The 21943-nt window shown below is 70.7% G+C and carries 17 protein-coding genes and 1 pseudogene; 15 read left to right on the top strand and 3 right to left on the bottom strand.

What is annotated here, in order from left to right; translation table 11 throughout:
- Positions 1 to 12 precede the first annotated feature (12 nt).
- Positions 13 to 1074, bottom strand: coding sequence for a helix-turn-helix domain-containing protein (locus ABZ135_RS20080; protein WP_356697551.1), 1062 nt, complete (start codon positions 1072 to 1074; stop codon positions 13 to 15).
- A gap of 426 nt (positions 1075 to 1500) precedes the next feature.
- Between ABZ135_RS20080 and ABZ135_RS20075 the strand changes: the two genes are divergently transcribed.
- From ABZ135_RS20075 to ABZ135_RS20030, 10 genes are all read left to right on the top strand, one after another.
- Positions 1501 to 3516, top strand: coding sequence for a flotillin family protein (locus tag ABZ135_RS20075; RefSeq protein WP_356697549.1), 2016 nt, complete (start codon positions 1501 to 1503; stop codon positions 3514 to 3516).
- A gap of 98 nt (positions 3517 to 3614) precedes the next feature.
- Complete coding sequence (locus tag ABZ135_RS20070; RefSeq protein ID WP_356697547.1) at positions 3615 to 8480, top strand: DNA repair ATPase; 4866 nt, start codon at positions 3615 to 3617, stop codon at positions 8478 to 8480.
- Between the two features lie 12 nt (positions 8481 to 8492).
- Positions 8493 to 8714: a hypothetical protein gene (locus tag ABZ135_RS20065; RefSeq protein WP_356697545.1), complete on the top strand. Its 222-nt coding sequence runs from the start codon at positions 8493 to 8495 to the stop codon at positions 8712 to 8714.
- A 444-nt stretch (positions 8715 to 9158) separates the two neighbouring features.
- Positions 9159 to 10697, top strand: coding sequence for an alanine/glycine:cation symporter family protein (locus ABZ135_RS20060; protein ID WP_356697543.1), 1539 nt, complete (start codon positions 9159 to 9161; stop codon positions 10695 to 10697).
- Between the two features lie 240 nt (positions 10698 to 10937).
- Entirely contained in the window at positions 10938 to 12236 is a 1299-nt protein-coding gene (nhaA, locus tag ABZ135_RS20055; RefSeq protein ID WP_356697541.1) for a Na+/H+ antiporter NhaA, read from the top strand.
- Positions 12233 to 12502 carry a hypothetical protein gene (locus tag ABZ135_RS20050; RefSeq protein ID WP_356697539.1) on the top strand — a complete coding sequence of 90 codons (270 nt, stop codon included), beginning with the start codon at positions 12233 to 12235 and terminating at the stop codon, positions 12500 to 12502. The genes nhaA and ABZ135_RS20050 overlap by 4 nt, the downstream gene beginning before the upstream one ends.
- Positions 12503 to 12910: 408 nt before the next feature.
- Positions 12911 to 13222: a hypothetical protein gene (locus ABZ135_RS20045; RefSeq protein WP_356697537.1), complete on the top strand. Its 312-nt coding sequence runs from the start codon at positions 12911 to 12913 to the stop codon at positions 13220 to 13222.
- A gap of 136 nt (positions 13223 to 13358) precedes the next feature.
- A complete protein-coding gene (locus tag ABZ135_RS20040; RefSeq protein ID WP_356697536.1) occupies positions 13359 to 13583 on the top strand; it encodes a hypothetical protein in 225 nt (74 codons plus the stop codon).
- Positions 13580 to 14482 carry an aminoglycoside phosphotransferase family protein gene (locus ABZ135_RS20035; RefSeq protein ID WP_356697534.1) on the top strand — a complete coding sequence of 301 codons (903 nt, stop codon included), beginning with the start codon at positions 13580 to 13582 and terminating at the stop codon, positions 14480 to 14482. Before ABZ135_RS20040 ends, ABZ135_RS20035 begins: the two co-directional genes overlap by 4 nt.
- A gap of 209 nt (positions 14483 to 14691) precedes the next feature.
- Positions 14692 to 15318 (top strand): hypothetical protein, encoded by a 627-nt coding sequence (locus ABZ135_RS20030; protein ID WP_356697532.1) that lies wholly within the window; start codon positions 14692 to 14694, stop codon positions 15316 to 15318.
- A 121-nt stretch (positions 15319 to 15439) separates the two neighbouring features.
- Here ABZ135_RS20030 and ABZ135_RS20025 read toward each other — a convergent pair.
- Positions 15440 to 16024: pseudogene (locus ABZ135_RS20025) on the bottom strand (transposase); the annotation flags it as partial.
- 82 nt (positions 16025 to 16106) lie between these two features.
- On the opposite strand from ABZ135_RS20025, the gene ABZ135_RS20020 reads away from it, so the two are divergent.
- The 3 genes from ABZ135_RS20020 (at position 16107) to ABZ135_RS20010 (ending at position 18488) form a co-directional block, all read left to right on the top strand.
- Positions 16107 to 16673 carry a hypothetical protein gene (locus ABZ135_RS20020; protein ID WP_356697530.1) on the top strand — a complete coding sequence of 189 codons (567 nt, stop codon included), beginning with the start codon at positions 16107 to 16109 and terminating at the stop codon, positions 16671 to 16673.
- Entirely contained in the window at positions 16570 to 16914 is a 345-nt protein-coding gene (locus ABZ135_RS20015; protein ID WP_356697597.1) for a hypothetical protein, read from the top strand. Before ABZ135_RS20020 ends, ABZ135_RS20015 begins: the two co-directional genes overlap by 104 nt.
- A gap of 179 nt (positions 16915 to 17093) precedes the next feature.
- Positions 17094 to 18488, top strand: coding sequence for an MFS transporter (locus ABZ135_RS20010; RefSeq protein WP_356697528.1), 1395 nt, complete (start codon positions 17094 to 17096; stop codon positions 18486 to 18488).
- Positions 18489 to 18546: 58 nt separating this feature from the next.
- On the opposite strand, the gene ABZ135_RS20005 is transcribed toward ABZ135_RS20010, so the two are convergent.
- A complete protein-coding gene (locus ABZ135_RS20005) occupies positions 18547 to 20292 on the bottom strand; it encodes a VanW family protein (RefSeq protein ID WP_356697527.1) in 1746 nt (581 codons plus the stop codon).
- 150 nt (positions 20293 to 20442) lie between these two features.
- Between ABZ135_RS20005 and ABZ135_RS20000 the strand changes: the two genes are divergently transcribed.
- Positions 20443 to 21309 carry an IclR family transcriptional regulator C-terminal domain-containing protein gene (locus tag ABZ135_RS20000; protein ID WP_356697525.1) on the top strand — a complete coding sequence of 289 codons (867 nt, stop codon included), beginning with the start codon at positions 20443 to 20445 and terminating at the stop codon, positions 21307 to 21309.
- 214 nt (positions 21310 to 21523) lie between these two features.
- The gene (locus tag ABZ135_RS19995) at positions 21524 to 21844 is read left to right on the top strand and encodes a putative quinol monooxygenase (protein WP_356697523.1); all 321 of its coding nucleotides are present in this window, start codon (positions 21524 to 21526) and stop codon (positions 21842 to 21844) included.
- The last annotated feature ends 99 nt before the right edge of the window (positions 21845 to 21943 follow it).

The following is a 21943-nucleotide window of genomic DNA, read 5'->3' as shown; positions in this document are numbered from 1 at the left end:
ACCCCCGCTCCGTCAGAGCTGCTCCCTCGGCCAGCCGAGGAGTCGGGCGCCGACGACGGCGGTCTGGAGGGTGTAGCGCTGGACCGGATCGCCGGGGTCCGAACCGGTCAGGCGATGGATGCGGTCGAGGCGGTACGTCATGGCCCGCACGCTCAGGTTCAGACGGCGGGCCGCCTGGGCGGTGACGCAGCCGGTGTCGAAGTACGCGGTGAGGGTGTCCAGGAGCGGCTGGGCGCCGCCGCGGGCCTGCTGGAGCGGACCGAGGACGCTGCGTACGAGGTCGGCCATGGCCTGCCGGTCGCGGGTCAGGACGGGGTAGACGAGGAGGTCGGCGGCGTGCAGGACCGGGTCGTTCAGGTCCATGCGGGCGGCGAGGTCGAGGGCGTTGAGGGCTTCCTCGTAGGAGTGGACGACGCCGCCGGCGCCGGGATGGGACCGGCCTATGGCGACCTGGCCGCCGTCGGTCGCCGCGTACGCCTGCTTGGCGAAGTGGGCCAGCACCTCGGGCTCGTCGGCCGGCGCGATGCAGATCAGCCGGCCGTCCTTGGTGGTGAGCAGGATGCGGCGGTTGCCGAACCGGGCGACCAGCGACGCCTCGATCGTGCGGGTGACCGCGAACCCGTCGCCGTACGGCTCCGCGCCCTGTGCGACGGCCACCGCGTGGGCATGGGACAGGAGCAGCCCGAAGCGTTCGGCGCGCTCGGCGAGCCGGCCGAGGTCGCTGCGCCCGTAGAGCAGGTCGTCGATGAACTCCCGACGCGCCGCCTCCTCCTGTCGTACCGCCAGCCGCTGCGCCCGTTCGTGGCCCTCGGCGAAGGCGTCGACGGCCTGCTCGACGGCCGCGAGGAGGTGCTCGTGGCTCGGCCGCGGCAGCCCGGCATGTGTCTCCCGCGCGGCGGCGAGGTGGGCGCGGACGAGGGCACGCAAGCCGATCCCGGCCTCCGCGGCCCGCTCGCCCTGATACCGGAACGCTTCCAGCTCCTCGCGGGTGAGCCTGCGGCCGGTCGAGCAGACAGCCGTCAGAACGCCGGCGTACCCCTCCAGATACTCCTCGGCTGTCTCCCGTTCCCCCACGGCCCCTCCCGGAATCCTGACGCGTCTCTGACGAGATCCTGACGCGAGAGGCCAGGCTGCCACAGCCCCGGTGAGGAGTCGCAACCGGCATCAAGAAGGCGTCAAACACTGCCGGGTTACGGAAATGCCTTACACGGGCTCTGCGGCCAGGATAGTGAGGCCGGACGGCCTGGGGGTGGCGTCGATGCCGGTTGCGGGAAATCGACGTACGCGAAGGGGAGGGCTATGGGCGGGTTCCTTAACGCGGCCGCCGGCCTCCCCGCGACGCCGTCCGCAGCGCCGTCCGCGAAGCTGCCGCCCGACGAACCGGGGCCGCCCCGGCGCTGACCCGCCGGCCCTCCGCAGCACCGCGCTGCCCCCCTCATGCGTACCGCCGCCCGAGCGGATACGCCTCTCCTCCTTCTTCGATCGACACGGGGTTCTCTCATGGATGCCATCACCGTGGTCATCGGCGTGCTCATCGCCGTGGTCCTGCTCGTCGCCGCCGCGCTGCTCTTCGTGAGCCGCCTGTTCCGCAAGGTGGAGCAGGGCAAGGCGCTGATCGTCTCCAAGATGCGGAAGGTCGACGTGACCTTCACCGGGCAGGTCGTGCTGCCCGTGCTGCACAAGGCCGAGGTCATGGACATCTCGGTGAAGACCATCGAGGTCAGCCGGACCGGCCGGGACGGCCTGATCTGTCGGGACAACATCCGTGCAGACATCCGCATCACCTTCTTCGTACGGGTCAACAAGACCGCGCAGGACGTCATCAAGGTCGCGCAGGCGATCGGCACCCAGCGGGCCAGTGACAAGGCGACGCTGCAGGAGCTGTTCAACGCCAAGTTCTCCGAGGCGCTGAAGACCGTCGGCAAGCAGATGGACTTCACCGACCTGTACACCAAGCGCGAGGAGCTGCGGTTCCGGATCATCGAGATCATCGGCATCGACCTCAACGGCTACAGCCTGGAGGACGCGGCCATCGACTACCTTGAGCAGACGCCGCTCACCCATCTCGACCCGGCCAACGTCCTCGACGCCCAGGGCATCCGGAAGATCACCGAGCTGACCGCCATCGAGCACGTCCGGACGAACGAGTTCCAGCGGACGGAGGAGAAGGAGATCACCCGGCAGAACGTCGACGCCCGCGAGGCCATCCTGGAGCTGGAGCGGCGCCAGGCCGACGCCGAGATCAAGCAGAAGCGGGAGATCGACACCGTACGGGCCCGGGAGGAAGCCGAGACCGCACGGGTGGTGGAGGAGGAGCGGCTGCGGGCCCAGAGCGCCTTCCTCAGGACGGAGGAACAGCTCGGCATCCAGCGCGAGAACCAGGCCCGCGAGGTCGCCGTCGCGCAGAAGAACCGCGAGCGGGTCATCGCCGTCGAGAACGAGCGGATCGAGAAGGACCGCCTCCTGGAGGTCATCGCCCGGGACCGGGAGACCGAACTCACCCGTATCTCCGCGGAGAAGGAGGTCGAGGCCGAGCGCCGGGAGATTGCCGAGGTCATCCGCGAGCGGGTCGCGGTGGACCGCACGGTCGCGGAGCAGGAGGAGTCCATCAAGCGGCTGCGCGCGGTCGAGGAGGCCGAGCGCGAGCGCCAGGCGATCATCATCGCCGCCGAGGCGCAGGCGCAGGAGAAGTTGGTCAAGGACATCAAGGCGGCGGAGGCCGCGGAGCAGGCCGCCGTGCACCGCGCGGCGGAGGAACTCACCCTCGCCGAGGCCCGCAACAAGGCCGCCGACATGGACGCCCGCGCCAAGATCCGGCTCGCCGAGGGCATCCAGGCCGAGGCCGCGGCCGAGGGCCTCGCGGCGGCGCAGGTACGGGAGAAGGAGGCCGACGCGATCGAGAGGACCGGCCGGGCCGAGGCGGAGGCCACCGAGGCCCGCCTGCGCGCCGAAGCCGTCGGCACGCGGGAGAAGGCGCTCGCCGAGGCGACCGCGATCGGCGAGAAGCTCAAGGCCGAGGCGGCCGGCCTGACCGAGAAGGCGGCGGCCATGGCCGCGCTCGACGAGGCATCCCGTACGCACGAGGAGTACCGGCTGCGCCTGGAGGCGGAGAAGGACATCCGCCTCGCCGGGCTCGACGTGCAGCGGCAAGTGGCCGAGGCGCAGGCCACGGTCCTTGCGACCGGCCTGGAGAACGCCGACATCAACATCGTCGGCGGCGAGTCGGTCTTCCTCGACCGGCTGGTGCAGTCGATCGCGCTCGGCAAGTCCGTCGACGGCTTCATGGAGCACTCGCAGACCGCGCAGACGCTCGCCGGGCCGTGGCTGAACGGCTCCGGCTCCTTCACCGAGGACCTCACCAAGGTGCTCGGCTCGCTGTCCACCGCCGATGTACAGAACCTCAGCGTCTCCGCGCTGCTCGCGAAGGTCATGAAGTCGGGCGTACTCGACGCGGGCGCGCCGGGCGTGGCCCCGGTCGAGACCACGGCACTGAACGGCGTCGCCACCAAGAGCTGACCGCCCACGGGGGAGCGGTCACAGCGGGTCCGGTGCCGGCATACGGGGGTTGACGGCACCGGACCCGCGTCGATCACGGAACAAGGGAGCGGAACGAGATGAGCGCCGGAATCGACCAGGACACGTACGCGGTGCTGCGCGACCGCCTCACCACGCAGGCCGGCGAGCTGGCCCGACGCGCCGAGGCCCTCAACAAGGCCCGGATCGCGGAGTTCGGCGCCGGCGAGCTGGCCCTCACGGGCACCGGTCGCATCCGCACCGCGCACAACAGCCTGCCCCGGGACATCGTCGCCGTCGGCGACGACGTCCTCCTCTTCGGCCGCCACACAACGTCGGCGGGGCGTGCAGAGACCGCGGTCGCCGACGTCTTCACGCTGTACGACCGCGAGCTGAATCCCCTGCCCGAGGGCTCCGTGCCCGGCCTGCTCGACGACCCCGACTTCGTAGGGGAGTTCACCGCGCTGCACCGCTACTTCCGGGGCACCCGCCTGCTGCGGCTTCGTCACGTGGAGGGCCGGCTCCTCGCCGTCTTCCGGACGGGGGAGCAGGCGGACGACCTCCGCGTCCTGCGCTGGTCCGTGGGGCCGTCCGGCGAGCTGCGGTTCCTCGACGCCAGGGGCGAGCGCGATCACGTCCTGCCTCCCTCCCACGACGTCGACTGGGTGGAGACGACCCGCGACGACCATGTCCCGGGCCGGCACCCGCACCTTTCCCTCGGCGGCCGCCTGTTCGTCTCCACGGTCGGCGGGGTGCTGACGGTGAAGACGGAGAACGACACCGAGACCGCCGAAGGCGTCCACACCGAACCGGTCGACGAGCCCCTGCAGTCCCTGGCCGACGCGGAGGTCGCGTACGCGACGGTGGGCGCTCTGATCCTGGTGCGCGTCCGCCCGTACAAGGAGGAGATCCGACGGCACCTCGTCTTCAACACCCTGACCGGCTCCGTCGTCAGACTCGACGGCATCGGACAGGCGTGTCTGCGACTGCCCGAGGACGAGGGGATCGTGTTCCCCGGCGGATACTGCCTCGCCTCCGGCACGGTGAAGACCTTCGATACGGACTCGGCGGGGCCGACGGCGGCGGGCCCGGGGGCGGGGCCGGCGTTCGAGCGGGCGATCCGCTCGCCCAACGGCGAGGACGTCCTCTACGTCTTCCACGCACAAGAGGCCGGCCGCAGCCTCCTCCTCCCGTACAACCTGATCCGCAAGGAGATCGCCAGCCCGGTGTCCTGCCGCGGACACGCCCTCCTCGACGACGGGACGATGGTCGTCCTGCGCGCGGACGACGAGGAGCCCGGCCGGGTCCACCCGGTGCAGATCTGGCGGACCCCGTACGTCGCCGACACGCACCCGGCGCCGCCGGGCAGCGGCCCGCTCGCCCGGATCGGCAACGCCGACCTCGTCCGCGGCATCTCCGACTGCCTCGCCATCGCCCGGCAGGCCACCGAACCGGCCCCCGCCGGTGCGGTGTACGCGTCGCTGATCGCCGCGTGCGAGCGCGCGGCCGACCACCACCACTGGCTGGGCGACCCGGAGACCGGTGACCTGCGCGGCCCGCTGACCGACCTGCGCGGCACCGCCGCCCAGGTCCTCGACGAGTTCGAGACCGTGACGACCCTCACCCGGCAGGCGGCCGAGGCGCTCGCGGAGTCCGGCCGGCGGATCTCCCGGCTGGTCCGGCGCATCCGCAGCGAGGCACCGGCCACCGCCGATGAATGGATCGAGCGGATCACCCAACTCCGCCAGGAACAGGGGCACCTGGTGACCCTGAAGGAGATGCGCCACGCCGACACCGAGAGCATCGACACCCTGGCCGCGGAGGTCGAGGCCGACATCACCTCGGTCGCGCAGCGGGCCGTCGCCTTCCTCCAGCGGGAGGATGCCTTCACCGGCCACCACGCGGAGGCCGAGCGGCTCGCCGCCGAGGCCGGCGCGCTGACCACCGTCGCCGAGACGGGCCGCGTCGCCGACCGGCTCGACGAGCACACCCTCGGCCTCCGTACCCTCAGCGAGATCGTCGCCGGCCTGGACATCGGCGACGCGACCGTCCGCACCTCGATCCTGGAGCGGATCGCCGACGTCCTCGGCTCCCTCAACCGAGCCCGGGCCGTCCTGGCCTCCCGGCGTGCCGAACTCCTCGACACCGAGGGCCGGGCGGAGTTCGCGGCCGAGCTCGCCCTACTGACCCAGGCGGTCACCGGCGCCCTCGCGGCCTCCGACACGCCGCAGGACTGCGACCACCAACTCGGTCGCCTGCTCCTCCAGTTGGAGAACCTGGAATCCCGCTTCGCCGAGCACGACGGCTTCCTGACCACCGTCGCCGAGAAGCGGAGCGAGATCTACGAGGCATTCACCTCCCACCGGCAGTCCCTCCAGGACGCCCGCGCCCGCCGTGCGGAACGTCTCGCCGAGTCGGCGCGCCGGATCCTTGAGGCGATCGCCCGGCGGGCCTCGGCCCTCGCCGACCTCGACGCGGTACACACGTACTTCGCCTCCGACCCGATGGTCGCCAAAGTCCGGCGCCTCGCGGCGGACCTCAGGGAACTCGGTGACCAGGTAAGGGCGGAAGAGCTGGACGGCCGGCTGGCGGCCGCCCGTCAGGAGGCCGGCCGGGCCCTGCGGGACCGCACCGACCTGTTCTCCGACGGCGGCGACACCATCCGGCTCGGCCGGCACCGCTTCGCCGTCAACCGGCAGGTGCCCGAGCTGACCCTCGTACCGTACGAGGACGGCCTGGCCTTCACCCTGACGGGCACCGACTACCGCTCGCCCGTCACCGACCCGGACTTCGCCGCCCACCGGCCCCACTGGCACCGGACCCTGCCCTCCGAGTCGCCGGAGGTCTATCGCGCCGAACACCTGGCCGCACGTCTTCTGGCCGAGCACGGCGCGGACGGCCTGGCGGGCGCGGACCTCGCCGCGCTCGCACGGGGTGCGGCGGAGGGCGCCTACGACGAGGGCTACGAGCGCGGCGTCCACGACCACGACGCGGCACTGATCCTGGAGGCGGTGCTCGGGCTGTACAAGGGCGCCGGACCACTGAGGTACCCGGCGGCGGCGCGCGCGGCCGCCCAGACCTTCTGGGCCCACGCCACCACCGCCGAGGCCCGCGACCAGTGGACCCACCGAGCGGTCTCCCTGACGCAGGCCCGTGACCTCTTCGGCTCGGCGTCGGCCGTCGACGGACTCCGGCGGGAACTGGCCGCGAAGATCGGCGACGCGACCGCCGCCGCGTACCTGATCACGGAGCTGGCCTCCGGCCCGCCGGGCTTCGCCGTCTCCCACGAGGCACAGACCCTGCTGGCGGCCTTCCGCCGCGCCGTCGCCACCTCCGCGTACGACGACACCCTCGCCGTTCTCGCGGAACCGGCCGCCCGGCGGCAGCATGTCGAGGCATGGCTCACCTCGTACGCGGCGGCGTCGGGGGAGCGGCTCCACGAGGGCGTCCTGGCCGAGGCCGTCGTCGTCGAGCTGAGCCCGGACCTCGACCGCTACGAGGTCACCGCCCCGACCACGGCGACGGTCACCGGACTCCTCGGCACCCACCCCCGTGTGGTGGACCGCGCACTCGTACTGCGCCTGGACGAGTACCTGGCCAGGACGCGGGCCTTCGCCGAGCGGGACGTGCCGGCCTTCCGCGCCTACCAGCGGCACCGGGCGGAGCTCGTCGCGGCCGAGCGGGCCCGGCTGCGGCTGGAGGAATACCGTCCGCACGTCATGTCGTCGTTCGTGCGCAACCGGCTCGTCGACGAGGTCTACCTGCCGCTGATCGGCGACAGCCTCGCCAAGCAGCTCGGCGCGGCAGGCGACGCCAAGCGGACCGACTCCCACGGACTGCTGCTGCTCCTCTCGCCGCCCGGCTACGGCAAGACGACACTCGTCGAGTACGTCGCCGACCGACTCGGGCTGCTCCTGGTCAAGGTCGACGGGCCCGCCCTCGGGCAGGCCACGACCTCCCTCGATCCCGCGGAGGCCCCCGACACCGCGGCACGCCGCGAACTGGAGAAGATCGCCTTCGCGCTCGCGGCGGGCAACAACGTCCTGCTGTACGTGGACGACATCCAGCACACCTCGCCGGAGTTCCTGCAGAAGTTCATCCCCCTCTGCGACGCCACCCGGACCCTGAACGGCCACGACCTGCGCGGCAAGCGCTTCGCCGTCTGCATGGCCGGCAACCCCTACACCGAATCGGGGCAGCTCTTCCGGGTGCCGGACATGCTCGCCAACCGGGCCGACGTGTGGAACCTCGGCGACGTGCTGACCGGCAAGGAGGACGCCTTCGCGGCGAGCTTCGTCGAGAACGCCCTCACCTCACACCCGGTCCTCGCGCCGCTCGCCGGACGCGACCAGGGCGACGTGGAGCTGCTGACCCGCCTGGCGGCGGGCGACCCGACCGCACGCCGCGACCGGCTCGCCCACCCCTACGCCCCCGCCGAGCTCGACCGTGTCCTCGCCGTCCTGCGGCACCTGCTGACCGCTCGCGAGACGGTCCTCGCGGTCAACGAGGCGTACATCGCCTCGGCCGCCCAGTCCGACGACGCCCGCACCGAGCCGCCGTTCCGGCTCCAGGGCTCCTACCGCAACATGAACAAGATCGCGGCCCGTATCTCGCCCGCCATGAACGACGCCGAGCTCGCCGCCGTGATCGAGGACCACTACACCGCCGAAGCTCAGACCCTCACGACCGAGGCCGAGGCCAACCTCCTCAAGCTCGCCGAGCTGCGGGGCACCCTCACGGCGGCGCAGGCCGCCCGCTGGGCGGACGTGACCGCCGCGTACGCGCGCGCCCGGGCGTTCGGCGGCTCCGGAGACGATCCCCTGGACCGGGCGATCGCCGTTCTCGGCCTCCTCGCCGACCGCGTCGCGGCCGTCGAGACGGCGATCACCCGCGCGACGGACCCGCGCCATCTCCTCGCCCGCCCGTCGGGCCGGCACCTGACACGACCGACCGAAGTGACCGAGTAGAAGGGGCCTGGCATGGCCAAACCATTGCACGCGGCGATCGGAGGCATCGAGATCCGCTGCCTGATGTGCGACAACGACACCTTCCGGGAGCGAGAGGTGAAGCTCAACAGCACGGGGATGGAGTTGCTCAATCTCGCGTGGGCCAACGAGTCCGCGACCGGCCTGATCTGCTGGACGTGCGGATACGTCCACCTGTTCGTGAACCGCGACATCCAGCTCTTCCGGGTCAGGTAGTGATCCGCCGAGCGGAAGGATGGGCCGGCTCGACTCCGCTCCGCGATTCGTGCTTTCTGCCGGTGCGCTGCGGGGGCGCGAACATGTGTGTCGCTCGGAACGCTCCTGACCAGCAGAAATAAGTGCACGGTGAACGGACAAGCTGTTCGGATAGCGGTCACGTCACGCTTGCTGGGATTTCGGAAGATCACCTTCCGTAATGTGATGTGCGTCACCCGCCGGCGGGGCGCTGTCGTGGTAGGAATGCGCAACTCCGCAGGTGGCACCACCCCTCGCCATCCTGCGCAGTGCCGGCACGCACCGGCAGGACCGCTCAAGGTGATCACACTCCGAGTCCAGGACGTGACGCCTCGGGTCGCCGATCGGACAACGGCGTTCGCTCATACACGCACCCTCACCGGCGCAGCCTCCCGCGCGCCGGTCCTGCGCACTGAGGTCCCCACCGTGTCACTCGATTCCTTCACCCAGTCCGTGGACGACGCCGTCAGCGGCTTTTTCGAGCCCATAGCCAAGTGGCTCGGCGAGATCGTCTTCTACGCCATCCCCGTCGGCGGCACGCAGTTGCCGCTGATCGTGGCCTGGCTCGTCGTCGCCGGAGTCGTCTTCACCGGCTGGTTCGGCTTCGTCCAGTTGCGCAAGTTCCGCCTCGCGGTCGACGTCGTGCGCGGCAAGTACGACGAGAAGGGGTCGGCCGGCGAGGTCAACCACTTCCAGGCGCTGACCGCCGCCGTCTCAGGCACCGTCGGCCTCGGCAACATCGCGGGCGTGGCCGTCGCCGTCTCCATCGGCGGTCCCGGCGCCACGTTCTGGATGATCCTCTGCGGCCTGCTCGGCATGGCCACCAAGTTCGTCGAGGTCACCCTCGGTGTGAAGTACCGCGAGGTGCACGCCGACGGCACCGTCTCCGGCGGTCCCATGCACTACCTGGCCAAGGGCCTCGCCGAGCGTTTCGGCAAGAACGGCAAGACCCTCGGCAAGGTCCTCGCGGTCCTCGCCTCCTTCATGATCCTGTTCTTCGGCCTCTTCGGCGGCAACCTGTTCCAGGTCAACCAGTCCTACGCCCAGCTCGTCTCCGTCACCGGTGGCGAGAGCGGCCTGATGGGCTCGTCCGCCGGAGCGCTCTTCTTCGGCATCCTGATCGCCGCCCTCGTCGGCATCGTCCTCCTCGGCGGCATCCGCTCCATCGCCTCGGTCACCAGCCGGCTCGTGCCCGCCATGGCCGGCATCTACATCGCCGCCTGCCTGGTCGTCATCCTGGTGAACGTCACCGCGGTGCCGTCCGCGGTCTCCGCGATCATCGAGGGCGCGTTCAACCCCCAGGGCGTCGCCGGCGGTGTCCTCGGCGCGCTGATCGTCGGCTTCAAGCGGGCCGCCTTCTCCAACGAGGCCGGCCTCGGCTCCGCTCCCATCGCGCACTCCGCGGTGAAGACCAAGCACCCCGCGAGCGAGGGCCTGGTCGCCCTGCTCGAGCCGTTCATCGACACGGTCATCATCTGCACCATGACCGCGCTGACCATCGTCATCGCCAACCCGGCCAGCTACGTCGAGCTCCGGAACGGCGGCGAGTCCATCGGCGGCGTCACCATCACCTCCGACGCCTTCGCCACCGTCCTGCCGTGGTTCCCGTACATCCTGACCCTCGCGGTCATGCTGTTCGCGATCTCCACCGTGCTGACGTGGGGCTACTACTGCATGAAGGCATGGACGCACCTCTTCGACCGCAGCCGCGCCAGCGAGCTGACCTTCAAGGTCCTCTACACCGTCTTCGCGGTGGCCGGCTCGCTCCTCACGCTGCAGACGCTGATCGACATGGCGGACGCGGTGCTGTTCATGCTCGCCGTCATCAACATCATCGGCCTGTACCTCCTCGCGCCGGTCGTCAAGCGGGAGCTCAACTCCTTCCTCGCCTTCGTGCGGAACCGCGACGCGGGACTGCACACGGACGAGGACGAAGACCAGGAGCCGGTGAAGACCACCGTCTGACCGCCCCCCGGCGGCCCGGCTCCTTAGGTGGGGTCCGTACACACCTCGCGCCTTGGTGTGCACGGGCCCCACTCGCCTGCGTTTTCTGCGTTTCAGCAGGTGAGAACCGGCCTGGTGAGATCGGAAGGGGCAGGCTAGGGTGTAAAGAACGCGTCAAGGTGACGCTGGTGTGCCGGGAAGTCTGGTCGGCGTCCGAGGGCCCGTGTGCCCATCCGTCGACGTACCCCGGAGACCCGCCCCATGACGCAGCCGCGCCCACGCAAGCCCCTCTTCGGACTGCTGCCCTGGACGGAGCGGCAGACGGTCGCCGAAGCCCTTCGGACCGAGACGGTCGGCGGACTGGTCCTCCTGGCCGCAGCCGTGGTCGCGCTCGTCTGGGCCAACAGCCCGTGGAGCGCGGCGTATGCGGACATACGCGACTTCCACTTCGGGATACCCGCCCTGGGCCTGGACCTCTCGGTCGGCCACTGGACGGCCGACGGCCTGCTGGCCATCTTCTTCCTGATCGCCGGCATCGAGCTGAAGCGAGAGCTGGTGGTCGGCGAGCTCCGGACTCCCGCCACCGCCGCCCTGCCCGTCATCGCCGCCGTCTGCGGCATGGCCGTCCCGGCCGCCCTCTACCTCCTCACCGTTACGGCAGGCGGCGGGAGCGCCGACGGCTGGGCCGTGCCGATGGCCACCGACATCGCCTTCGCCCTCGCGGTGCTTGCCGTCATCAGCACACATCTGCCGTCCGCGCTGCGGGCCTTCCTGCTCACCCTCGCCGTGGTCGACGACCTCGGCGCCATCTTCATCATCGCGGTCTTCTTCACCTCCGACCTCAACTTCTGGGCGTTGGGCGGCGCGTTCGCCGGGCTCCTCGGCTTCTACCTCCTCCAGCGTTTCCGAGTGCGCGGTTGGTGGTGGTACGCACCGCTGGGCATCGTCATCTGGGCGCTGATGTACAACTCAGGAGTCCACGCGACGGTCGCCGGCGTCGCCATGGGTCTCATCCTGCGTACCGTCCGCGACAAGGGTGAGAAGAGCACACCGGCCGCCCGTGTCGCCCACCGGCTGCACCCGGTCTCCGCCGGCGTCGCCGTCCCGCTCTTCGCCCTCTTCGCCGCAGGCGTCACGGTCTCCGGCGATGCCCTGACCAGAGTGTTCACCGACCCCGAGCCCCTCGGCGTCGTCATCGGGCTCGTCGCGGGCAAGATCCTCGGCATCTTCCTCGGCACCTACCTCGCCGCCCGCTTCACCCGCGCCGAACTCAACCCTGACCTCGCCTGGGCCGACGTCCTCGGCCTCGCCACCCTGGCCGGCATCGGCTTCACCGTCGCGCTCCTGATCGGTGAACTCGCCTTCCCGGCCGGCACCGAGGGAGAACACATCAAGGCCGCCGTCCTCGTCGGCTCCCTCATCGCGGCAACCCTCGCCGCTGTGCTCCTGCGCCGCCGCAACCGCATCTACAAGCGGTTGTGGGAGGAAGAGGAACGCGACGACGACGCCGACGGCATCCCCGACATCTACCAGACCGGCGCCACGGGCAGCGGCCGGTGACCGACCCGGCCGCGGGCCCCGCCCTCCTCGGCGCGACCGTAGTGCTGGCGCTCCTGGTCATCCGTACCGCCGTGCGGGAGACGAAGCAGCCAGGAAGCGCCCGGCAGGAGTGGGCGTTCCTCCGGGACGGACGATCGCTGGTTCTCCTCCTCGGCGCGGCCGCGACGCTGGGAACCCTGGGCTGGATCCTGTCAGGTCCGGCATCCCTGCCCTGGGCGGGTCTCGCGGCCCTCCTCGTCGCCAGCGTCTGTCACAAGGAAGGCTGAGGGCATGTTTCACGTCCAGTGGATCGCGCGGTCCACGACGTGCCCGGTGCCGTTCGGCGTGGCCTCTCTGAGGGACCGGCCCCACCACGCCCCGTAGGCGCCCGCTCCTTCGGCTGAGAGAGCCCGCCTCGACACGCAGTCCACAGTGGTGCCGGAATCGTCAGAGGTGAGCGCCCTAAGAGAGCGGGAGGGAGATGGCCAGCGCGACCGACGGCCCGGGCCGGGACAGCCCCGGCAGCCTCCCGTAGACGCCGCGTGCCCGGCGCAGTGCCGAGTGACCTCGTGCCCCTTCAACACCCCTGCACGCCCCTGCACGCACTCCTATGGGGGATGGGCAGGCCGAAGCGGCATCGAAAAGATCAACACCGGGTGCCGACCAGGCGCTTCCCTCTCACCGCAGGAGACAGCATGAGTGACAGCGGAACGTTTGAGTTCTTCGTCTTGAATCTGACCAAGGAGCCCCTCAAGGGCGCGGTCTCGTGGAATGGAGCCGGCCGCACCGTGGACATTGACGTCAACGGTCTGGAGCCCTGCGCCGTGTCGCAACGCGCGGGATTCTCGCCGGAGCGGGGACGCGACGACATGTGGAGTTGGAGCGAGCGGGGCAGGCAGTACCAGTTGAACTGCTTCGACGGGGACCGGTATGTGGTGGTGACCATCAGCGACTACGGCATCGGAGTGCTGCCCACGAAGACTTCGCCTGACACCTGGGGCTGGTGAGCCCCGTGCAGGGGGACCCGCAGGGCAGCGAAGGCCGGCTTCTCGTACGTCCCACCGTGTGACACGCCGGGCAGCCCGGCCGCCCGTGCGGGCGGTCACCCCTCGGTCTTCACGGTCCGGCGAGGGCAGCGGAGCCTTGCCGCTCCGCTGCCCGGAGCACCGCTACCTGCTCTACAAGAGCGGGACGCTCACGGCTCTCGGGCACAGGCGCGAAGCACGCCAGGTCCAGGAGCAGGCGCTCGTCCTCTACCAGGACAAGACAGGAACCGACCCCGCGCTCCTCCGGCTTGAAGCGGCCATCTGCTGCTACGCGCGGGACCGCAGCCCCGACGAAGCATGCCAGTTGGCCTGTGCGACATGACAATCACGCCGGCCCCCGGTGGGTTCGACGAGTCCGAGATGTACAAGGTGCTGGAGCGGGCCTGTACGAAGGCTGGCCTCGACGGCCGTGATGCGCGTCTCCTGCGCGGCCACACCAATGCCGTTCTCCTGTTGGAGAAGGAACAGGTGGTAGCCAAGATCGCGCGGAAGGGAACGGACGCCGAGAGTGTTGCACGCACAGTTGCCTTCGTACGCTGGCTCATCGAAGCGGGCTTTCCCACCGTCCCCCTTCACCCTGGCGATCAGCCGCTGATCGTCGATGGGCACGCTGTCACCTTCTGGACCTATCTGCCGCAGCCAGAGCACCCGGTGGCGGCCGGGCAACTGGCCGGCCCCCTGAAGGCGCTCCACTCTTTGCCCTCACCGCCGATCGCACTCGATGAGCACGACAACATCCGCGCGATCCGCCGCTCTCTGACCGCGGTCACCTGCCTCCCGGCCGCAGCTCTCCGTTACATGGAGCAGGAGGCGGACCGACTCGAAGCGGAACTGAGGCAGGTCCGGTTCACGCTTGCCCCCGGGCTGATACAAGGCGACCCACAGCACCGAAACGCGCTGCACACCACCGACGGATCTGCGGTCCTGTGCGACTGGGACACGGTGGCCCGCGGTCAACCGGAATGGGACCTCGTCACGGTCGAAGTCCACTGCCGACGGTTCGGTTACGGCCAGGCGCACTACCAAGCGTTCGCGGACGCTTACGGCTGGGACATCACGAAAGGCGCCTACTATCCGGTTCTGCGTGATATCCGAGAGCTGCGGATGATCACCACTAACGCCCGGAAAGTCAGTCATGCTCCCGAATCTTTGAGTGAGATCCAGCGGCGAGTCGACGGACTCAGAAGGCGGGACGAACACCTCGCCTGGAACATCCTCTAGGACTTGTCCGGCCGATCATGAATGATGTTCACCAGACGGGCCTGGCCCTTCGTGAAACCAGACTGCACATCAACGGCGCTGAACCTCCAGGCCGTAGACAAGCGCTGCCCCATGTCGGCAGTGAACGAGTCCGGATTTTGCCGGGCTCGGGCATGGAAGCCCCCGGCCGTACGGGTTGAGACTGAAACCCGAGCCACTTGGAGGGGCGCATGGGCAGGAAGCAGCAGCGGAAGATGCTGCGGCTGATGGAGAGCGGGGAGCCGGTCCGGCTCGCTGTCACCATGGCCACGATGAAGAAGCTCACCCGGCTTGCCTTCATCGCCCAGCAGTTCGGGTACGCGTACGAGAACCTCCAGCAGACCAGTCAAGGCGGGAGCGTGCTGTCGCTCGTGCCCGACCCCGATCCGCAGGCACGGGCGCTCGCTGAGGAGAACCGGGAACGCTACCCGCACGCGGCCGAGGGAGGCTCGTTGCCGCCGCTCGTGCCCGAGGCGCTCGAAATCCTCAAGGCCCGGATGGTCCTGGACCTCCAGCGCCAGCACTCCACCAAGGCCCGGATGGTGCTCATCCTGGTCCCCCTCACCCTCGGCTCGCTCACCCTCGGCCTGGAGTTCGGCGAGGACGTGGCCTCGGTTCTCACCGTCGCCGGTGGCTTCTGGGCGGCGACGACGGCTCTGCTGTGCGTCTTGTTCGCCGCCAGCCGACGCTCCATCGCCCGGTGCACCGCTCGACTGCAGGCCGCCGGCTTCACAACCGTGACCGACCACAACGGCCAGGACCGGTACGTGCCGCCCGGTGGGCGCCTCCCAGGTTATGGAAACCCATTCGCCAGCTAGGACTTGTCCAGCCAATCAAGTTCGTAGCCAGATGGACAGGGCGGCTGCTGTAGCGGTGCCGAGGTGGACGGGGCCGTTGCTGGAGGCATTGTCGGCCGCGAGGCAGTCCGGCTTCTTGCGGGGGCCTGCCTGGCCCGGGCCGGGGCACGCGGATCTTCTCCAGGATGGCCTCCAACTGGGTGCAGTCCGCTCGCTGGCCGGCGGTGACGATCAGGGACAGCGGACGGCAGCGGCCGTCCGCGCTCAAGTGGAGCTTGCTGGTGAACCCGCCGCGCGAGCGACCCAGGCCGTCGCCTCCAGCACCACATCCACCAGGCGGGCGAGCAGGCTCTTCCACGGACTTTCGTCCTGGTGCTCCACCCATTCGGCCCCCTTTGACGCATGGTCCGGCGACGGGCCGGTGCGGGCGCCGGCCGCATGCTGATGGGCGCGGACGCTGGTGGAGTCGACCGAGATGTCCCAGTCGATCTCACCCGCTGCATCGGCCTCGGCCTGGACCTGCTGGAGCAGTCGCTCCCATGTGCCGTCGGCGGACCACAGTCGGTGGGCGCTCATACACGGTCTTCCACGGGCCGAACCGCTCGGGCAGGTCACGCCACTGAACGTCGGTTCGCACTCGGTGCAGAATCCCGTCGATCACCTGCCGGTGAACACGCCACCGGCCACAACGCCGGTTGCTAACGAGCAGGCGCAGGGCGAAGCGCAGGGCGAAGAAGCGGATTCAGCTACCCACGCTGGCGGAGATCGAGGCGATCGAGCGACACCTGCCTGGACCGTACAAGTTGCTGGTGTGGCTGATGGCCGGCTGCGGGTTGCGCATTGGGGAGGCGAGCGCCGTAACGCTGCAGCAGTTCGACTTCGAGGTGGGCGTGCTCTATGTGGACAGGCAGGTCACACAGGACGGTGAGAACGAGAAGCCCAACACGGCCCGACAGGCGGCGATCACCAAGGGGCGGGGGCGGGCCCACTGCGTCCGGCACTTGAAGCGGCGCGACATGGACGAGGGCCGGGCCGTCCCGCTGCCCGCCTACATTGCCGCCAAGGTGAAGGGGCACGTCAGGCTGTACGGCGCCTTCCGCGTGGAGGAAAGGCCCAACCGGCTCAAGGGCGACTGCGTCTTCTCCAACGTCGGGCGCACCAGCTTACTGATGTACTCATTGTCGACCGTCTCTGGCGTGGCGCCAGGAAAGCAGCCGGCATCTCAGGAAGAGCACGCCGCACTGGCTGCGGCACTTCTTCGCCTCTGCCGGTCTGTCGAAGGGTGTGCCGGTGTCGGACATGGCGGAGTGGCTGGGGCACCGCGATCCGCGCATCACCTTGGAGACGTACGCGCACATCATGCCGGACGCACCTGAGCGGCTGAGGAAGCTCATGGACTCCGTCTTCACCCGAGAGACCGAGCTGACCCTGCCCCTGGAGTTCGACGCCCTCGTCTCCGATCCGTGCCCGAATGCCCGGGTTCAACGCTCCGTAGTCAGCACCAAACCAGCACGGGAGGGGTCGACAGGGGTGCTGACATGGGGTTTCGGGTCAGCACCAAACCAGCACGGGAGCCAGCACGCTACCCCCAAAGTGGGGCGCACCACGCAAACCTGACGCCCGCCCATTGGCCCCGCCCATGGCCGCTCGCCGGGGCTCAGCCGTCCCGGCATGGTGCCTGCCCGCACCCCCGCGCCCCGAACTATGGTGTCTCACCACATACGCGCCTGACCTGCGCTTTCCTACGGTGTGGCGACACGAACACAGTCCCCGTCACCCGCTCGGAAGTGGTGCACATGGCCGCCGCAACACACGCTCCCACGCCTCCCGGCGCTCTCAAGCGCATCGTCGCCGCAAGTCTGATCGGCACCACCATCGAGTGGTACGACTTCTTTCTGTACGGTTCGGCCGCCGCGCTGGTGTTCAACAAGTTGTTCTTTCCCGAGTCCGATCCGCTGGTCGGGACGTTGCTGTCGTTCCTGACCTACGCCGTCGGGTTCGCCGCGCGGCCGCTCGGGGCGTTGGTGTTCGGGCATTACGGTGACCGGCTGGGGCGCAAGAAGCTGCTGGTGCTGAGCCTGTTGCTGATGGGTGGGGCGACGTTCGCGATCGGGTTGTTGCCGACGCATGCGACCGTGGGGTCCGCCGCGCCGCTGTTGCTGACCGCGTTGCGGCTGGTGCAGGGGTTCGCGCTCGGTGGGGAGTGGGGCGGGGCCGTGCTGCTCGTGTCCGAGCACGGGGACGCGAAGCGGCGCGGGTTCTGGGCCTCGTGGCCGCAGACCGGGGCGCCGGCCGGGCAATTGCTCGCGACCGGGGTGCTGTCCGCGCTGACCGCGCTGCTGTCCGACGCCGCGTTCGGGTCGTGGGGGTGGCGGATCCCGTTCCTGCTGTCCGGCGTCCTGGTGATCGTCGGCCTGTGGATCCGGCTGTCCGTCGACGAGTCGCCCGTCTTCAAGGCCGCCCTCGCCGCCGCCGAGGAGCGCAAGGCCGCCGCCGACCAGGTCGAGAAGATGCCGCTGGTGGCCGTGCTCCGGCACCACTGGCGCGACGTGCTGGTCGCCATGGGCGCCCGTATGGCCGAGAACATCTCGTACTACGTGATCACCGCGTTCATCCTCGTCTACGCCACCACCCAGGTCGGGCTCAGCAAGCAGAACGCCCTCAACGCCGTCCTCATCGGCTCCGCCGTCCACTTCGCCGTCATCCCCCTCTGGGGCGCGCTCTCCGACCGGCTCGGACGCCGCCCGGTCTATCTGATCGGGGCCGTCGGCGTCGGGCTCTGGATGTTCCCCTTCTTCGCCCTCATCGACCGGGGCACCTTCGGCAGCCTGCTCCTCGCCGTCACCGTCGGCCTCGTCCTCCACGGCGCCATGTACGCCCCCCAGGCCGCCTTCTTCTCGGAGATGTTCGCGACCCGGATGCGCTACTCCGGGGCCTCCATCGGCGCGCAGTTCTCCTCCGTCGCCGCCGGCGCCCCCGCCCCGCTGATCGCCACCGCGCTGCTCGACGACTACGGCAGCTCGACCCCCATCTCCCTGTACGTGATCGCCGCCGCGCTGCTCACGGTCGTCGCCCTCGCCTGTGCCCGCGAGACCCGCAACCGCGACCTCTCCGACCTCGCCGACCCGGACGACGCGGCCGGATCCGACGGTGCCGACCGGGAGGCGCCCGCCGCCACCCCGTCCCGCTGACGCGCGAGAAGGGCCCCTCCCGGACCGGGAGGGGCCCTTCGGCCGTCCACGCGACTACTTACTTCTCGCAGGTCACCTTGTCCCGCGGCGTGTAGTGCGTGTCGAAGGTCTCGCGCTTCACCTCGGTGCCGCCGTTCTTGAACACCCGGTCGACCTTGATGTCGAAGCCCTCCAGCGGCTCCTGCACCTCGCACTTGTCGCCGGTGCCCTTGCGCTCCGCCGGCGGCTTGATGTTCGTGCGCGGGCCGGCGACCGCCTCGACCGAGTCGTACTTCTTCGTGCCCAGGAAGCTCACCGTCACCGACGAGTCCGTCGAGCTCGCCTTGATGTAGATCGGCTTGCCCGAGTCGTTGCGGAACTTCAGGTCCAGCGTGCCCCACGCCACCGTCGCCTCCCGGCCGGCCGGGTAGCGCTCGATGTAGAAGGAGTGGGCGCCGTGCTCGATCGGCTTGACGCCGGCGAAGAACAGCGCGTTGTAGACGGTCGTGGCGACCGCCGACACACCGCCGCCCGGCGCCTTCTGGTACTGCCCGTCCATGATCATCGTGCCGTCGACGAAGCCGTTGGCCTCGGTGCGCTCGCCCACCGTGCGGTTGAAGCTCCACACCTCGCCGGGCTGCACGAGCGAGCCGTTGATCAGCTCGACCGCCCGGCCGATGTTGGTCGTACGGTACGGCGCGGCCGGGAAGTCCACGGTGAACGTCGACATCTCCTCGGTGATCCCGAGCGCGGCCAGGTTCTCCGCCGTCAGCTCCGGCCGGGTCACCTTCGTCTCGACGGGGGCGGTACGGGCCTCGGCGCCCACCTTGGTGAGCAGCGGCCGCACCGCGCGGCCCAGGGCGTCGGCCGACACCTCGCGGCCCGGCCGGCCGTCGCGCTCCACGACGACCTTGCCGTCCCGCACGCCGAGGCGCGCCTCGACCGGACCGCCGGTGAAGGCGTGCAGCGGACGGGCCACGTCCGGGTCGCGCAGCAGCCCGCCGGAGTCGAGCGACGGGGTGAGCCGGCCGCCCTCGGTCGACACCTTGAGGTGGTCGGCGAGGGTGGCCGCCGGGATCGCCAGCCGGTTGCCGCCCGTGGTCAGCGTGACCGGGCCCGACAGGGCGGGCGTCGCGAAGTCCTTCACGAAGCGGTCGACCTCCGCCGTACCCACCTTCGGGCGGGTGACGGAGACCGGCAGGGCCACGGCCGCGGAACCCCCGGTCCCGGGGTACGCGGCGCGCAGGGTGTCCACGGCCTTGTCGGTGTCCAGCTTCCGGCCGTCCCGCGCCGGGGTGACGACCGCCTTGCCCTTCTTGAAGGCCACGGCGCCCTCACGGACGGTCCGGTCGTGCTCCTCGGCGACCCCGGCGACCGCCGCGCGTGCCTTCGTCGCGTCGAAGGACACGACGGGCTCGATGTCGCGGCTGCCGGGGGAGAAGAGCCGGCCGATCACGGTGACCGGGTCGCGGGACGGGTCGGCCGCGCGGTCCGCGGTGGCCGCCACGTCGACCGTGAGGCCCGCCTCCGCGGGATCGAGCGCGGTGGTGGCATCACCCACCGTGACCCGCATCGGGTCCTTCCAGGCGGCGGGGGCCGCGGAGGTCAGACGGTCGGCGGCCTCGGTGCGGCTCAGGCCGCCGATGTCGACCCCGGCCACCCGGGTGCCCTCGGAGATGTCGTCCCCGGTGGCGACGAGGCCCGCCCCATACAGTCCGCCGGCGACGGTCGCGACCGCTGCGGTCGCGATCGCCGCCTTGCGTATGTGGCCGCGGCGCCCGTTCGGGCCCGCGGCGGCGGCGTGGTCGGTCGTGGAGCGGCGCACACACCCTCCCGGGGCGGTGAGGAGTCAGAGGTATCCCTCGACGGTACGCCGAATGGGGGCAAAAGATCCATATGATCCCTTTTCTCGGGCGGTGACACTCCTCTCATCCCTCGCCCGCTCCCTCCCGGCCGACCGCATTAGGGTGGATCGGTGCGCCCGACCTCCTCCAACCCGACCGGCCCCGTGTCCGGCCCCGTGTCCGGCCCCCCGACCGGCCCCGCATCCGCCCCCCAGTCCGTCGAGCGGGCCCTCGCCCTCCTCGACGCCGTGGCCGACGCCGACCGGCCCGTCACGGCGAAGGCCCTCGCCCGCACCCTCGGCTGCGCCCTGTCCACCGTCTACCACCTGACCGGGCCACTGATCGCCCGCGGCCACCTCGTCCGTACGCCCGAGGGGTACGCGCCCGGGCCGCGGGTCCCCGCCCTCCACCGCTCCTACCAGCGCCACCACGGCCTCGACGGCGGTCTCGCCGAGCTCCTCGGCCGGCTCCGCCGCGCCTCCGGCGCCGAGGCGTACTTCACCGCCTACCAGGGCGGCCGGATCACCGTCGTCGACACCACCGCACCCGTCACCGACACCGCCCACCCCTTCGCGCCGGGGCCCGAGGCCCGCGCCCACGCCACCGCCCACGGCAAGGCGCTGCTCGCCGGGCTGCCCCGGCCGCTGCGCCGACGCTACCTGGACGAGCATGGCATGGCCCGGTTCACCGAGCGCACCATCACCAGCCCGGAGCGCTTCGAGGCGGAGCTGGCCCGGGTGCGCGACCGGGGCTTCGCCGTCTCCGTGGGCGAGGCGGACCCCGCGTACACCTGTCTGGCGACGGTCCTCCCCGGCCGGAGCGACGGCGTCGCGCACGCCCTGTCGGTGTCGCTGCCCACCGTCGACTTCCGGCGCCGGTACGGCGAGGTGCGCGCCGCCCTGGCCCGGGCCGTGCCCCTCTTCACGGCGGGGATCGGCACAGCGGGTGCCGAGCCGTACCCCGCACCGGCGTTCCCCGCCGCGCCGTCGGACGCCTGATCCGCCGCTTCCCGCCGTTCCCCGCCGCGCCGGACACCTGACCCGCCGCATCCCGCACCCCCGACCCAGACCCAGACCCGATCCCGGCCGTACCCCGCACCACGGGCGTCACCCGCCCCGGCCCTCGCCGGCCCAGCCCCGCCCTTTCCGGCCCTGTCGGAATCCCCGTCCCCACCGCTGGCCCCGCCACCCCGCCGCGGCGCAGCGTAGGCGCATGATCTTCATCGCCGTACGTTTCACCGTCCGTCCCGAGCACGCCGACACCTGGCTCGACCGCGTCGCCGACTTCACCCGTGCCACGCGCGAGGAGCCCGGCAACCTCTTCTTCGACTGGTCCCGCAGCGTCGAGGACCCGCACCAGTACGTCCTCCTGGAGGCGTTCGCCGACGCCGAGGCCGGGGCCGTCCACGTCGCCTCCGCGCACTTCCGGGCCGGTCTGGAGACCATGGGCGCCGCCATCGCCGCCACTCCCGAGATCATCAACGTCGAGGTGCCGCAGCAGGGCTGGGGCGCCATGGCCGAGCTCGCCCGCTGACCCGGCCGAAGCAGGCCCCCCGCCGCGGGGAGTGCCGTGAGGTGCACGGCCCCGCGGCACCCGGGAGACGGACGTATCGGGGGTCGGACGGGCCCACCC

The sequence above is a fragment of the Streptomyces sp. NPDC006339 genome (assembly GCF_040612775.1).
Classification (GTDB): Bacteria; Actinomycetota; Actinomycetes; order Streptomycetales; family Streptomycetaceae; genus Streptomyces.
Note: the sequence above shows the minus strand (reverse complement) of the source record. Positions and strands in the feature narration are given on the sequence as shown.